Origin of the sequence: Microbacterium trichothecenolyticum, from assembly GCF_041938625.1 — a bacterium.
In the GTDB taxonomy this organism is placed as follows: Bacteria; Actinomycetota; Actinomycetes; order Actinomycetales; family Microbacteriaceae; genus Microbacterium; species Microbacterium trichothecenolyticum_D.
Map to the genome: position 1 here is coordinate 1411279 of NZ_CP169427.1, position 14437 is coordinate 1425715.

The 14437-nt window shown below is 71.3% G+C and carries 13 protein-coding genes; 9 read left to right on the top strand and 4 right to left on the bottom strand.

Annotated features, from left to right (window positions below):
• Positions 1–32 precede the first annotated feature (32 nt).
• Both ACEYYH_RS06355 and ACEYYH_RS06360 read right to left on the bottom strand, forming a co-directional pair.
• Entirely contained in the window at positions 33–1799 is a 1767-nt protein-coding gene (locus ACEYYH_RS06355) for an acetyl/propionyl/methylcrotonyl-CoA carboxylase subunit alpha (RefSeq protein WP_374977404.1), read from the bottom strand.
• Positions 1800–1965: 166 nt separating this feature from the next.
• Positions 1966–2673 carry a Maf family protein gene (locus ACEYYH_RS06360; protein ID WP_374977405.1) on the bottom strand — a complete coding sequence of 236 codons (708 nt, stop codon included), beginning with the start codon at positions 2671–2673 and terminating at the stop codon, positions 1966–1968.
• A 123-nt stretch (positions 2674–2796) separates the two neighbouring features.
• On the opposite strand from ACEYYH_RS06360, the gene ACEYYH_RS06365 reads away from it, so the two are divergent.
• The 4 genes from ACEYYH_RS06365 to ACEYYH_RS06380 are packed head-to-tail and all read left to right on the top strand — an operon-like array spanning position 2797 to position 7198.
• A complete protein-coding gene (locus ACEYYH_RS06365) occupies positions 2797–4143 on the top strand; it encodes a class I SAM-dependent RNA methyltransferase (protein WP_374977406.1) in 1347 nt (448 codons plus the stop codon).
• A 22-nt stretch (positions 4144–4165) separates the two neighbouring features.
• On the top strand, positions 4166–4843 hold the full coding sequence (locus ACEYYH_RS06370) for a response regulator transcription factor (protein ID WP_374977407.1): 678 nt from the start codon (positions 4166–4168) through the stop codon (positions 4841–4843).
• Entirely contained in the window at positions 4833–6083 is a 1251-nt protein-coding gene (locus ACEYYH_RS06375; protein ID WP_374977408.1) for a sensor histidine kinase, read from the top strand. The genes ACEYYH_RS06370 and ACEYYH_RS06375 overlap by 11 nt, the downstream gene beginning before the upstream one ends.
• Positions 6080–7198, top strand: a complete 1119-nt coding sequence (locus ACEYYH_RS06380) for a hypothetical protein (protein WP_374977409.1) — start codon at positions 6080–6082, stop codon at positions 7196–7198. Before ACEYYH_RS06375 ends, ACEYYH_RS06380 begins: the two co-directional genes overlap by 4 nt.
• A 402-nt stretch (positions 7199–7600) precedes the next feature.
• On the opposite strand, the gene ACEYYH_RS06385 is transcribed toward ACEYYH_RS06380, so the two are convergent.
• A complete protein-coding gene (locus ACEYYH_RS06385) occupies positions 7601–7852 on the bottom strand; it encodes an acyl-CoA carboxylase subunit epsilon (RefSeq protein WP_374977410.1) in 252 nt (83 codons plus the stop codon).
• Positions 7849–9456, bottom strand: coding sequence for an acyl-CoA carboxylase subunit beta (locus tag ACEYYH_RS06390; RefSeq protein ID WP_374977411.1), 1608 nt, complete (start codon positions 9454–9456; stop codon positions 7849–7851). Before ACEYYH_RS06390 ends, ACEYYH_RS06385 begins: the two co-directional genes overlap by 4 nt.
• A gap of 96 nt (positions 9457–9552) precedes the next feature.
• Between ACEYYH_RS06390 and ACEYYH_RS06395 the strand changes: the two genes are divergently transcribed.
• From ACEYYH_RS06395 to ACEYYH_RS06415, 5 genes are all read left to right on the top strand, one after another.
• Positions 9553–10365 (top strand): biotin--[acetyl-CoA-carboxylase] ligase, encoded by an 813-nt coding sequence (locus ACEYYH_RS06395; RefSeq protein ID WP_374977412.1) that lies wholly within the window; start codon positions 9553–9555, stop codon positions 10363–10365.
• 73 nt (positions 10366–10438) lie between these two features.
• Positions 10439–11023 carry a PH domain-containing protein gene (locus ACEYYH_RS06400; RefSeq protein WP_374977413.1) on the top strand — a complete coding sequence of 195 codons (585 nt, stop codon included), beginning with the start codon at positions 10439–10441 and terminating at the stop codon, positions 11021–11023.
• A gap of 64 nt (positions 11024–11087) precedes the next feature.
• Positions 11088–12224, top strand: a complete 1137-nt coding sequence (locus ACEYYH_RS06405; RefSeq protein ID WP_374977414.1) for a 5-(carboxyamino)imidazole ribonucleotide synthase — start codon at positions 11088–11090, stop codon at positions 12222–12224.
• A gap of 267 nt (positions 12225–12491) precedes the next feature.
• Positions 12492–12959, top strand: coding sequence for a 5-(carboxyamino)imidazole ribonucleotide mutase (gene purE / locus ACEYYH_RS06410; RefSeq protein WP_374978171.1), 468 nt, complete (start codon positions 12492–12494; stop codon positions 12957–12959).
• Entirely contained in the window at positions 12956–14434 is a 1479-nt protein-coding gene (locus ACEYYH_RS06415; protein ID WP_374977415.1) for an LCP family protein, read from the top strand. Before purE ends, ACEYYH_RS06415 begins: the two co-directional genes overlap by 4 nt.
• The last annotated feature ends 3 nt before the right edge of the window (positions 14435–14437 follow it).

The following is a 14437-nucleotide window of genomic DNA, read 5'->3' on the forward strand; positions in this document are numbered from 1 at the left end:
TGCCGCGCGCGCGGCTCCGCGTCGAGGACGCGTCAGGAGATCGTCAGGAGCTGGTGGCCCGCCGACACGGTCGTGCCGGGGTCGGCGTTGATGGTGCCGATGACGCCGTCCTTGTGGGCCTGGATGGGCTGCTCCATCTTCATCGCCTCGAGGACGATGACGAGGTCGCCCTTGACGACCTGCTGGCCCTCCTCGACCGCGACCTTCACGACCGTGGCCTGCATCGGCGACTTCACCGCATCGCCCGAGGCCCCCGCGACGACCGAGGGCGAGTGCGAGCGGCGCGACGGCGGCACGGCGGCCGGGCGTCCGGCGACACCCACGGGCGCCACGACGCGATCGGGCAGGCTCACCTCGAGACGCCGGCCGGCGACCTCGACGACGACCGTGTGACGCGCTTCGGCGGGAGTCGGCTCGCTGAGCTCGCCGTCCCACGGGGCGATGTCGTTCACGAACTCGGTCTCGATCCAGCGCGTGTAGACGCCGAATCGGCCGTCCTCGGCGGTGAACGCGGGGTCGCGCACGACGGCGCGGTGGAACGGCAGCACCGTGGGCAGACCCGAGACCTCGAACTCGTCGAGCGCACGGCGCGAGCGCTCGAGCGCCTCGGCGCGGTCGCGGCCGGTGACGATGATCTTCGCGAGCAGGGAGTCGAACGCGCCCGACACGCTGTCGCCGGCGGTGACGCCCGAGTCGAGACGGATGCCGGGGCCGCCGAACGTCTTGAACACGTGGATCGGTCCGGGCTGGGGGAGGAAGCCGCGGCCCGGGTCCTCGCCGTTGATGCGGAACTCGATCGAGTGCCCCTCGGGCTTCGGGTCGTCGTACCCGAGTTCCTCGCCCTCGGCGAGGCGGAACTGCTCGCGCACGAGGTCGATGCCGGTGACCTCTTCCGAGACCGGGTGCTCGACCTGCAGTCGGGTGTTCACCTCGAGGAAGGAGATGGTGCCGTCGGCCCCGATGAGGAACTCGCACGTGCCCGCGCCGACGTAGCCGACCTCCTTGAGGATGGCCTTCGACGCGTCGTAGAGGGTCTTGTTCTGCTCGTCGCTCAGGAACGGCGCAGGCGCCTCCTCCACGAGCTTCTGGTGACGGCGCTGCAGCGAGCAGTCGCGCGTCGAGATGACGACGACGTTGCCGGCGGCATCCGCGAGGCACTGGGTCTCGACGTGACGCGGCTTGTCGAGGTACTTCTCGACGAAGCACTCACCGCGGCCGAAGGCGGTGATCGCCTCGCGGGTCGCGGACTCGAACAGCTCGGGCACCTCGTCGATGGTGCGGGCGACCTTGAGGCCGCGGCCGCCGCCGCCGTACGCGGCCTTGATCGCGATCGGCAGGCCGACCTCTTCGGCGAACGCGACGACCTCGTCGGCGCCGGCGACGGGACCGGGGGTGCCGGGGGCGAGCGGTGCGCCCACCTTCTCGGCGACCGCGCGGGCGGTCACCTTGTCGCCGAGCGCCTCGATCGCCTCGGGCGACGGGCCGATCCACACCAGCCCCGCCGCGATCACGGCGCGGGCGAAGTCCGCGTTCTCGGCGAGGAAGCCGTAGCCGGGGTGCACCGCGTCGGCGCCGGAGCGACGCGCGACGGAGAGGATCTTGTCGATCGACAGATACGTCTCGGCGCTCGTGGCGCCCTCGAGCGCGTACGCCTCGTCGGCGAGGCGGGAGTGCATGGCGTCGCGGTCCTGATCGGCGTAGACGGCGACGGACGCCTTTCCGGCGTCGCGGGCGGCGCGGATGACGCGGACGGCGATCTCGCCGCGGTTGGCAACGAGAACCTTGGCGATCTGAGGCATGAGTGCCAGCCTACCGACGGCATCCCGAGGGCTTTTGACCGGTTCGTACAAGAACCGACCAGAAACGTGGGCTTCCTACTACAAAGGAGAACGCCCTCACTGCGCCCCGTACCCCACAAAAGAGAACGCCCTCACTGCGCCCCGTACCCCACAGAGGAGAACGCCCTCACTGCGCCCCGTCTTCCACGAACGACTTCTCGCCGATATCGGCCCGCTCGAGCGACGGATCCGTCGTGTTCCACAGCGCCGTCCACTCCACGCCCACCTCGCGCACGAGCCGGCGCAGCGTCGACACCGACATGCCCACCACGGTGGACGGGTCGCCGTCGACCCGCTCGATGAACGCGCCGCCCAGGCTGTCGACGGTGAACGCCCCGGCCACGTGCAGAGGCTCGCCGGTCGCGACGTACGCGTCGATCTCCGCATCCGTCACGTCCGCGACGAAGGAGACGGATGCTGCGGCCGTCGCGTGGACCTCGCGCGGCGGCTGGCCCGGCTCGATGCGCACGACGGCGTGACCGGAGTGCAGCACGCCCGTGCGCCCGCGCATCGCGCGCCAGCGGGCGGCGGCGTTCTCGGGCGTGTACGGCTTGCCCAGCACGTCGCCGCCGATCTCGAACATGGAGTCGCCCCCGATCACGACGCCGTCGAAGTCCGGGATGTCGTCGCGCAGCCTCGCCGCGACGTCCGCCGCCTTGCGCCGCGCGAGCAGCAGCACGTGCTCGTCGGGCGCGAGCGTGCGCGCCTCGGCCGCCTCGACCGCCGCGATGACCGCCTCCTCGTCGACGTCAGGGGCCACGGTGAGCGGACGGATGCCGAACTGCCCGAGCAGCATGAGCCGGGCGGGCGAGGTCGAGGCAAGGCAGACGCGCATGCTCCCACCGTACGCGGCCCGCCCGTTCGCAATTCAGGCGGCAAGGCGGCGTCGGGTATGCGACGGACGTGTTCGGGTCGGTTCCGCCTGAGTTATGACCCGGATGCGCCGTAGGCTCGTCGGGTGAGTGAAACCGGCGACCTCCTCGATCTCGACATCACGGGCGTCGCCCACGGCGGCGTCTTCGTCGCCCGGCACGAGGGGCGCGTCGTGTTCGTGCCCGACGCGATCCCGGGGGAACGCGTGCGCGTGCGGCTCACCGACACCGCGAAGAAGTCGTTCTGGCGCGGCGAGACGCTCGAGGTGCTCGACGCATCGCCGCACCGGCAGCTGCACGTCTGGCGGCAGGCCGACGTGGACGTGCCGCCCGAGCAGCGCCCGGGCGGCGCCGACTTCGGCCACATCGCGCTGGAGCACCAGCGCGCTCTCAAGCTCGAGGTGCTGCGCGACGCCCTCCATCGCTTCGGTGGCATCTCCGAGCCCGTCGCCACGATGAGCGGCGTCACCCCGGTCATCGCGGACGGCGGAGCGGAGGCCGACGGCGAGTCCGTCGACGGCACCGCCTGGCGCACCCGCGTGAGCCTGCACGTCGATGCCGACGGCAACGTCGGCCAGTACGCCGCGCGCAGCCACCGGGTGGTCGCGCTCGAAGACCTGCCCCTCGCCACCGCCGAGGTCGAGCGCGCCGCGCTCGCACTGAACGGCGGCGAGCCCGGCCGGATCGATCTCATCCAGCCCGCGGACGGTCGCGTTCGCGTGCTCCCACGGCCGGAGCGGGGAACGGATGCCGCGCCCCGACGCGGTCGCGGTGCGCGACCGGCCGCCGCGAAGCGCCGTAAGGCCCCGGCGCCCGAGGTCGTCCTCGAGCGCGTGGGCGGCCGCGACTTCCGCGTCGACGCCGGCGGGTTCTGGCAGGTCCACCGCCTGGCGGCGCACACCCTCACCACGACCGTCTCCGCCGCGCTGCGCGCCCGGCCCGGCGATGCGCCGGCCGTGGACCCCGACGCGTGGCACCTCGACCTCTACGGCGGCGTCGGCCTCTTCGCCGCGACTCTCGGCGGCCTCGGCGGCCCCTCGACCCGCGTCACGAGCGTCGAGTCCGACGCACGTGCCACGGAGCACGCGGGGGAGAACCTCGCAGACTGGGTGGGCGCCCGCGCCGAGACCGGACGCGTCGACCGGTGGCTCGCGCGGCTCGCGGCCGAGGCATCCATCCCCGAACGCGAGCGACTGTCGCGGGGCGTCGTGCTGCTCGACCCGCCCCGCTCCGGGGCGGGCCGCGACGTCGTCGATCACCTCACCGCGCTCGCGCCCGCGACGGTCGTCTACGTCGCGTGCGATCCGGTCGCTCTCGCCCGCGACATCGCGACCTTCCGCGCCGGCGGGTACGAGGTCGCAAGTGTCGATGGCCTGGACCTTTTTCCGAATTCGCATCACGTCGAAGCCGTGGCGGTGCTCACCCGCGCGTGACACTCGTCGCTAGGCTGGCGGCATGACGCGGGTGGCCTTCATCGACGATCACGAGTCGGTCCGACTCGGCCTCGAGGCGGCGTGTGCGCGCGCCGAGACCATGAGCGTCGCCTTCTCGGGCAACACCGTCACCGAGTACGTCGACTGGCGTGCGATGTCGAGACAGGCACCCGCCGACGTGGTCGTGCTCGACCTGACGCTCGGCGACGGCACCACGGTCACCGAGAACGTCCGGCGTCTCGTGCTCGACGGTTCGAGCGTCATCATCCACAGCGTGGCCGACCGGCCCGCGGCCGTGCGAGAGGCGCTGGCCGCCGGTGCGGCCGGCGTCGTCAGCAAGTCCTCGCCCATCGGCGATGTGATGGCGGCGGTGCGCACGGTCGCGCGCGGCGAGCCGCTCAACAACGTGGAATGGGCCAGTGCCGTCGAGGGCGACCGCGCCTTCGCCGACGCCCAGCTGTCGGCGCGTGAGCGCGACGTGCTCCGCCTCTACGCCGCCGGGCTGCCCCTCAAGGTCGTCGCCGATCGCCTCGGGGTCGCCTACTCCACGGCGAAGGAGAACATCACGCGCATCCGCGTCAAGTACGTCGAGGTCGGCAGGCCCGCGCCGACGAAGATCGATCTGCTGCACCGGGCCGTCGAGGACGGGATCCTTGTCGAGCCCTCGGCGGACCCGGGAGATCTCACGCGTGGCCGGTGACGCGCAGACCGGCGTGCTCGACACAGCGTGGGGGCAGATCCCTCACTCGCAGCAGACGACTGCCGGGATCGGATCCTTCACGCGCTCGCGCGTCGAGCGCATCATCTCGCTCGTCGCGGGCGGTTTCGGCTCGCTGATCCTCGGACTCCAGTCGTTTCTGAGCGCCCTTGGACCTGCCCCCGAGCGCCCGGGGTGGCACGTGCCGCTGATGGTCGTCGTCTTCGGAGCCCTGGCGGTGATGGTGCTCGCGTGCGTGATCGGCCGGGCGGTGCGCCCGGCCGCCGGCGTGTTCGCGATCGTCTACGTCCTCGTCCTCATCGTGTGGCCGATCGCGACGGCGGGGGTGAAGCCCCCCACCACGGACGAGCCGTGGATCTGGTACCTGCTCAATCTCGCGACACTGGCCGCCGTCCTCGCCTTCCCCTTCCCACTGCAGATCGCCTTCACGATCGCGCTGCCGCTTCTCTTCGGCGTCGTGCGGATGATCCAGGTCGAGTTCGTGGCCGAGTACTGGCCCGTCGTGATCCTGGACGTGACCTTCGCGCTCCTCCTGGGTGGGGTCATCCTGACGCTGGGGTGGCTGTTCCGATCGGTGGCGGTGAACGTCGACAAGACCCGCGCACAGGCGGTCTCGTCGTATGCGCAGGCCGCCGCGGCCGATGCCGCGGAGCAGGAGCGCGTCGCGGTGGCGGCGTTGATGCACGACAGCGTCCTCGCGGCGCTGATCGCTGCCGAGCGGGCCACCACCCCTCGCGAGCGCACGCTGGCGGCGACGATGGCCCGCGAGGCCCTGACCCGCCTGGCCAACACCGAGCAGGACGAGCACGAGGGCCCCGACGAGCCCTGGCTGCCGGTCGCGCTGGCCGAGGAGATCACCCAGGCCGCCCGCGAGCTGGGGGTCGACGTCGATGTGCAGCGCGAGATCGACCCCGACGCCCCGCCCATTCCCGGCCGCGTGGCTCGGGCCATCGCGCTCGCCGCGACGCAGGCGATCGCGAACGCGCTGCAGCACGCCGGCGGCGCAGGGCTGGGCGTCGTGCTGAGGGCCGCGTTCGGGACGGTCCGCGTCGAGGTCCACGACGCGGGCGAGGGATTCGACCTGGACGCCGTGCCGGATGACCGCCTCGGCATCCGGGCCTCGATCATCGCGCGCGTCGCTGCGGTGGGCGGACGTGCCGACCTGGAATCGGGGCCCCACGGCACCGTCGTGCGGCTCACCTGGCAGGAGCCGTCGTCATGATCAGCGTCAAGAACGTCCTCACCGTGCTCGGTGTCGCTTTCACCGCGTACTTCGCCGCGCGGGGTCTGCTGTGGACCGGACAGCCGATCCCTCACCCGGTGATCATCGTCGTCGTCGTGGGCCTGTATCTCGCGACGACGTGGCTCTGCATCTTCTGGCAGCCGGCATCGCCTCGATCCGAGTCGCGGCCCGGCGCGGCCGGCTCGACGGACGCGGAGCCGCCCGAGAGCCTCGAGGCGCAGGCGGCGCCGCATCTGGCCGGCGAAGGCATCCGCGGGCCACTCCCGCTGCCGGTCACAGCCCAGATCCTCGCGCTCGTCTGCGCGGTCATCGTGCCGAACGCCATTCCGATCGCGGTCGGCGAGACCGCCCGCACGGCCTCCTTCGCGACCTGGTATCTCGGCGGGATCGGCGCGCTCATGACCATCGTCATGGTGCGGCGCCGCCCGTGGACGGCATGGGCCGGAATCGTCATTCTCGCAATCGCGTCCTCCCTGTGGATGGGGCCGCTCACCGCGCTCAGGCTCGGACTCGTCGGGTCGATCGTGTGGGTGACGTGCGCCCAGCTGCTCGTGTTCTCGATGGACCGCGCCGCCCGCGACACCTCGCGCCTCACGCGGCTGCAGCGGGCCGCCACCGGCTGGCAGACGTCGCAGGTCGTGCGCCAGCGCGAGCGGCGCGTGCAGGTGCAGCGCGCGCTCGCCGTCGCGGGTCCGGTCCTCACGCGCACCGTCGCGCACGCGGGCGTGCTCAGCGACGCGGACCGCCTGGAGGCACGTATCGCGGAAGGCCGGCTGCGCGACGAGATGCGCGGACCCCGCCTCCTCGACGACGAGGTGCGCGGCGAACTCGAACGCGCGCGGCGCCGCGGCGCCAACGTCACCGTCCTCGACGAGGGCGGACTCGACGATGTCGACGACGAGACCCTCGGCATCATCCGCGCCCAGCTGGCGGAGGCGCTGCGCTCGGCGAGCTCGGACCGCCTCTACATCCGCACCTCGCCGGACGAGCGCGTCGCGGTCACCGTCGTCGGTCGCTCGCCCTCGGTGGGCGGCCCCAGCGATGAGGATTCCGTCGACCTCTGGCGCGAGATCCCGCACCCCGGCAGGGCCTGACCCGCCGCGCCGCATGCCTCGACAGCGGCGTCTGATCGCCTCGTCAGGACGGTGATGGATGCTGCGGCCCCGCGATTCGCGGGTGCCAGATCGGCGCGCTTCGAGGGCAGACTCGCTCTCCGCCGGAAAGGGGGAGGGGATTCTGGCGGAGAGCGGGAGTTGAAGGAGGCGAGGGGCGGCGAAGCCGCCCGCCCCTCGCCTGCGCGGACGGTTACCCGAAAACCATCCGCATGGCCGGACCCGGGGCATCCGCTAAGCGGTGTCGGATCGACCGAACGCAGAAGCGTTCCAGCGAGTCAAGTATCTCGGGGTTGCAACGGATGTGTCTGTAGGTATTTCGGGGGACAAAGCCGCCGACCCGTGGACCGCGTCCAAGAACGCGTTGATCCGGGCGCCCGCGCGTCAGGGGCGTCCGCCGAAACGGCCCCACCCGAGATCGCGGTCGAGCGGCTGACGCAGGGCACGCTGCGACAGCTGCCACCCGGTGCGGTTCTCGCGGTCGTCGGCGACGGCCTCGGCAGCCTCGCCCGTGTACGCCTCGCTCACGACCGCGATGAGCGCGGCGAGCTCTACCTCGGTGGGCGCACCGCGGCGGACCTCGATGGTCGGACCCTGGGGCGCAGCATCCGTCGCCCCACCGTCTGCGAGGCTCACAGCGGGATGTTCCCGTGCTTCTTGGGCGGGAGGCTCGCGCGCTTGCCGCGCAGGGCGCGCAGCGCCTTGGCGATCGAGACGCGGGTCGCGGCAGGCTCGATGATGCCGTCGAGCTCGCCGCGCTCGGCGGCGAGGAACGGCGAGGCCACGTTGTACGTGTACTCGTTCGCGAGGCGCGTGCGCACGGCGGCGACATCCTCGCCGTTCTCCTCGGCCTTCTTGATCTCGCCCCGATACAGGATGTTGACGGCGCCCTGGCCGCCCATCACCGCGATCTCGGCCGTCGGCCACGCGAGGTTGATGTCGGCGCCGAGCTGCTTGGAGCCCATCACGATGTAGGCGCCGCCGTAGGCCTTGCGGAGGATCACGGTGACCAGCGGCACGGTCGCCTCGGCGTACGCGTAGAGGAGCTTCGCGCCGCGGCGGATGACGCCCGTCCATTCCTGGTCGGTGCCGGGGAGGTAGCCCGGCACATCGACGAGGGTGACGATCGGGATCGAGAACGCGTCGCAGAACCGCACGAAGCGGCTGGCCTTCTCGCCGGCCTCGATGTTGAGCGTGCCCGCCATCTGCGAGGGCTGGTTGGCGATGATGCCCACCGAGCGGCCCTCGATGCGGCCGAAGCCGATGACGATGTTCGGGGCGAACAGCGGCTGCACCTCGAGGAAGTCCTCGGCGTCGACGATGCCGCGGATCACCTGGTGGATGTCGTACGGCTGGTTCGGCGAGTCGGGGATGATCGAGTTGAGTGCGCGGTCGGCATCGGTCGTCTCGAACTCGAAGCCGCTCTCGTAGACCGGCAGCTCAGCCATGTTGTTGTCGGGGAGGAAGCCGAGCATCGAGCGCACGTAGTCGATCGCGTCGTCCTCGTCTTCGGCGAGGTAGTGCGCGACGCCCGAGCGGGTGTTGTGCGTGTGCGCGCCGCCGAGCTCCTCCATGCCGACGTCCTCGCCGGTCACGGTCTTGATGACGTCGGGGCCGGTGACGAACATCTGGCTGGTCTTGTCGACCATCACGACGAAGTCGGTGAGGGCGGGGGAGTAGACCGCGCCGCCCGCGGCCGGGCCCATGATGATCGAGATCTGCGGGATGACGCCCGACGCGCGGGTGTTGAGGCGGAAGATCTCGCCGTACTTGCCGAGGGCGACGACGCCCTCCTGGATGCGCGCGCCGCCGGAGTCGAGGATGCCCACGATCGGGATGCCGCTGCGGAGGGCGAACTCCATGACCTTGATGATCTTCTCGCCGGCGACCTCGCCCAGCGACCCGCCGAAGGTCGAGAAGTCCTGCGAGTACACCGCGACGGTGCGGCCGTGGATCGTGCCGACACCGGTGACGACCGAGTCCCCGTACGGGCGGGAGCGGTCCATGCCGAAGGCGGTCGTGCGGTGGCGCACGTACTCGTCGAGTTCGACGAAGCTGCCGGTGTCGAGGAGCATCTCGATGCGCTCCCGGGCGGTGCCCTTGCCTTTCGCGTGCTGCTTCTCCTTGGCGACCTCCTCGGGATCGAGGACGGCCTCCTGGAAGCGGGCGCGGAGGTCGGCGATCTTGCCGGCGGTCGTCGACAGGTCGGGCTGCTCTGGCGCATGAGTCACGGATTCCACCCTATCGGCGGGTCCGGTTGATCTGTTGGAGGGTTCGCACAAGGGGTTGCGGCATCCGCTGTCCATCCCCGGAGCGAGGGGCGTAGCGTGAGCGGCATGACGTTCTCGTCCCAGGGGTTCCCGCTCACCGCCGCCGTGAGTCCGCGCGTCCAGGTCGTGGAGACCACGGACTCGACCAATGTCGACGTCACCCGGCACGTCGTCGATGCGCCGCACGAGTGGCCGCACCTGTCGCTGCTGCTGACGAACGATCAGCGCGCAGGCCGCGGGCGCCTCGACCGGACGTGGGTGACCCCGCCGGGCTCGGCGCTCGCCGTCTCGGTCGCGGTCGACGTGTCGGCACTCCCGATCGCCGCGCGCGGGTGGATCCCGCTCATCGCGGGGGCGGCGATGACCCGCGCGATCGCCGCGCAGCTGGCCGGGTCGGTGCACTCCGCCACGCTCAAGTGGCCGAACGACGTGCTCCTCGACGGCGCGAAGGTCTGCGGCATCCTGGCGGAAGTGGTGCCGGGGCACCCCGACGTCGTCGTGATCGGATCGGGCGTGAACACCCGCATGGCCGAGGTCGACCTCCCCGTTGCGACGGCCACCTCATTCGCGACGGTGGGGCTCACCTGCGATGAGGACCGGCTGCTCGCCGACTACCTCAGCGCTCTCGACGAGCAGCTGAAGGCCTTGGGCGCAACGGGTGGAGACGCGGCGGCCTCGGGAGTGCTCGCCGAAGTCGAGGCGCTGTGCAGCACTCTGGGGAGCGACGTCGCGGTGTCGCTGCCGAACGGCGACACCCTCTGGGGTCGTGCGCAGCGGATCGATCCCGACGGGCGCCTGGTGGTCGTGCAGGACGCCGAGTTCGAGAGCGTCGTCTCGGCCGGAGACGTGGTGCACGTGCGGAGCCGCCCCGCCGGCTGAGTGGCAAGGTCGCGCGTGACGGAAAACGGCGGGTGATCAGCGCACTGTCGGCCGCAACCCGCACAATGGGGACATGACGCAGCCGACGAGCTACGGTGGCAGGCCGCTGACGCCCGCTCCCGGTGCGCCCACGCCGGAGCTGCTCGTCGCGCGCTTTCGCGCCCACGCCCGGCGCCTCGCCTGGTCGGCGCTCGTGCTGATCGTCGTCGCCGGCGTCGTCGGCTACTTCTATGGCAATCTGCCCGCCCCTTTCGAGAATTGGATGCTGCTCGCCGGCGCCGCGCTCGTGGTGCTCCTGCTCGTCGTGCTGCCGTATCTGGCGTGGGCGGGCCACGTCTACACGATCACCACGCGGCGTGTGATGGAGCGTCGCGGAGTCTTCGCCGTCAAGCGCCGGGAGCTGGCGCACGTCCGTGGCTACACGCTCAAGGTTCACCGTGGCCTGCTGCAGCGCATGTGGGGCGCCGGCACGATCACGCTGACGAACGGCGTCGACGAGCCGCTGAAGCTCGCGAACATCCCCAGCGCCGAGCTCGTGCACGAGGCGCTCGTCGACCAGGTCGAGGTGAACCAGATCCTCGCGCACCGCGACGCACAGCCCCTTCCGCCCGGGCCTCAGCCGGCGGTTCCCCCGAGGCCTCCGCTGCCTCCGGCCTGACCCCGGCGCGTTCGTCGTCCCGCGGGTGCGGGATGATGGAGGGACGCTTACGAGAGGGAATGGCATGGCGCTGCGAGTCGGAGTCGTCGGGGGTGGGCAGCTGGCCCGCATGATGATCGCGCCGGCGATCGAGCTCGGAGTCGAGATCCGGGTGCTCGCCGAAGACGAGGGGATGTCGGCATCCCTCGCCGCCACCGCCGTCGGCGATTACCGCGACGCCGACACCGTCCTCGCCTTCGCCCGCGACGTCGACGTCCTCACGTTCGACCACGAGCACGTCCCGCAGGATGTGCTCGCGACCCTCGTCGGCGAGGGCATCTCGGTGCACCCCGGCCCCGACGCGCTGAAGTTCGCGCAGGACAAGCTGGTCATGCGCGCACGCCTGCAGGAGCTCGGGATGCCGCAGCCCGACTGGGCTGCCGTCACGAACGCCGACGAGCTGCAGGCCTTCATCGACGACCACGGCGGCCGTGCCGTCGTCAAGACGCCGCGCGGCGGGTACGACGGCAAGGGCGTGCGCGTCGTGTCGGCAGGTACCGAGGCCGATGACTGGTTCGCGACCCTCGCGGAGGACGCCCACGGCGGCGCCCTCCTCGTCGAGGAGCTCGTCGACTTCACGCGCGAGCTCGCGCAGCAGGTGGCACGGCGGCCGTCGGGCGCGGTCCGCGCGTACCCGGTCGTCGAGACCGTGCAGCGCGACGGCGTGTGCGCCGAGGTGATCGCGCCCGCTCCGCACTCGAGCGATCGCCTGCAGCAGGTGGCGGCTCAGATCGGCGTCTCCATCGCCGAGGGTCTGGGCGTGACCGGGATGCTGGCGGTCGAGCTGTTCGAGACGACCGACGAGCGGCTCCTCGTGAACGAGCTCGCCATGCGCCCGCACAACAGCGGTCACTGGAGCCAGGACGGTGCGGTGACGAGCCAGTTCGAGCAGCACCTGCGCGCCGTGCTCGACCTGCCGCTCGGCGACACCGACCCGGTCGCCGGGTGGGCCGTGATGGTCAACATCCTGGGCGGTCCGGCGGAGGAGTCCCTCGACGCGCGCTTCGCCGCCGCGATGGACGAGCACCCCCAGGCGAAGGTCCACACCTACGGCAAGGCGCCGCGCCCCGGGCGCAAGGTGGGCCACGTCAATGTCGTCGGCGACGAACTCGACGACGTGGCGTACCAGGCCCGGGCCGCAGCATCCTTCTTCCTGGACTGACGTCTTCCGGCTTGTCCCCCCGCTCGTTGAGCGAGCGAGGCGCTAGTCCTCCGGTCGTTGAGCGAGCGAGGAACGCGGTCGTTGAGCGAGCTTGCGAGTCGAAACGCAGAGTCGAAACGCCCGAGCGCGGCGCAGACCTCTCGTCGTGACGCACCTCACCCGGCCGGACGTGCCGCGCCGTTGCGGGGAGTTTCCAGCCTCGACCCCTAGCCTTGACGGGTGACTGCGCCCCTTCATTCCTCCGAGGCGCCGCTCGTCGGCGTCGTCATGGGCTCCGACTCCGACTGGCGGGTCATGAGCGACGCCTCTCAGTCGCTCACCGACTTCGGCATTCCGCACGAGGTGGAGGTCGTCTCGGCGCACCGCACGGTCGACAAGCTCGTCCGCTACGGGCGTGAGGCGCGGGCGCGCGGGTTGCGCGTGATCATCGCCGGCGCCGGCGGAGCAGCGCACCTGCCGGGCATGCTGGCATCCCTCACCGCGCTGCCGGTGGTGGGAGTCCCGGTGCAGCTGGCGACGCTGGACGGCATGGACTCGCTCCTGAGCATCGTGCAGATGCCCGCCGGCATCCCCGTCGCCACCGTCTCCATCAACGGCGCGAAGAACGCCGGACTCCTCGCCGCGCGCATTCTCGGGGCGTCCGATCCCGACGTGGGCGATCGCGTCGAGGCGTACGCGCGCGACCTCGAAGCGCAGGTCGAGCAGAAGAACCGGCGGCTCAAGGAGTCGCTGTGAGCGTCACGAGCGCGCCTCGCACCACCGCCCGCCCGGCAGGGCCGGGCGTCGTCGAGGAGCGTCCGATGCGGAATCCGGATGCCTCGTCCCGCGCCGTCATGACGCGCCGCGGATGGTGGCTGGTCGGGCTCAACTTCCTGATCCCGGGTTCTGCGCAGGTGCTCGCGGGCAACCGAAAGCTGGGTCGCTTCGGGATCGCCGCGACGCTGGTGATGTGGGTGCTGCTCGTCGTCGCGCTGCTGTTCGCGCTGCTTGCGCCGACCGCGGGGCTCAGCATCGTGACGAGCGCGTGGCTTCCCGACTGGCTCGGACTGCTGCGCCCGCTGCCGCTGCTCATCGCGCAGGGGCTGCTGATCGCGTACGCGGTGTTGTGGGTCGTGCTGACCATCGACACGCTGCGCCTGGTGCGACTGGTGAAGACCGGAGGCCTTGCGCGCTTCGCGATCGCGCTCGTGGCCGTCGGGCTTCTCGTGGTCGCCAGCGGCACTGCGGTGTACGCCTCGAACGCCGTCGGCGCGGTGCGCAGCACCATCAGCACGATCTTCGGGGCGAGCGGCCCCACCGTGCCGCCGTCGGACGGCTACTACAACATCCTGCTGCTCGGCGCCGACAGCGGCGAGGGCCGGGACTCGATGAGGTTCGACAGCATCTCGGTGGTCTCGGTGAACGCGGCCACCGGTGCGACCACGATCACCGGCATCCCCCGTGACATGCCGAACTTCCCGTTCGCCGCAGGGCCGATGCAGGACGAGTACCCGAACGGCTTCGAAGGGCACGGCGACCCGAACTGCGGCTGGGGGAGCGGGATCAATCAGCTGACCAACGCCGTCGAGCAGTGCCGCGAGGATCGTGGGACGGGGCTCTATCCGGATGCTGCCGCCCAGGGCTCTGCGCCCGCGATCGAGGCCACGAAGGATGCGGCGTCGGGAATCCTCGGCATCGAGATCCCGTACTACGTCTTCGTCGACATGCACGGGTTCGCGTCTCTCGTCGACGCGCTCGGCGGGGTCGACATCAACGTGGTCGAGCGGCTGCCCAAGGGCGGGCCGCCGGAGGGTGTGGACCCGCACAACGTCGACGCGTGGGCGATCGGCTGGATCGAGGCCGGCCCGCAGCACATGGACGGCGACACCGCCCAGTGGTACGCCCGCTCGCGGTACACGACCAGCGACTTCGACCGCATGCGGCGTCAGCGCGAGCTGCAGGAGGCGATCCTCGCCCAGTTCACGCCGCAGGTCGTGCTGACGCGTTTCCAGGATGTCGCGAACGCCGGTGCTGACATCGTGGAGACGGATCTGCCGCAGTCGCTCATCCCGACTCTCGTCGACCTCGGGCTCAAGGCGAAGGAGCAGCAGGTGCAGACCCTCGAGCTGACGCCCGAGGGCGGCATCGACGAGTTCGCCCCCGACTACGCGTACATCGCCGACCTCGTGCAGACGACGCTCCACCCGCCGACACCCACGCCGGCGGGCTGATCG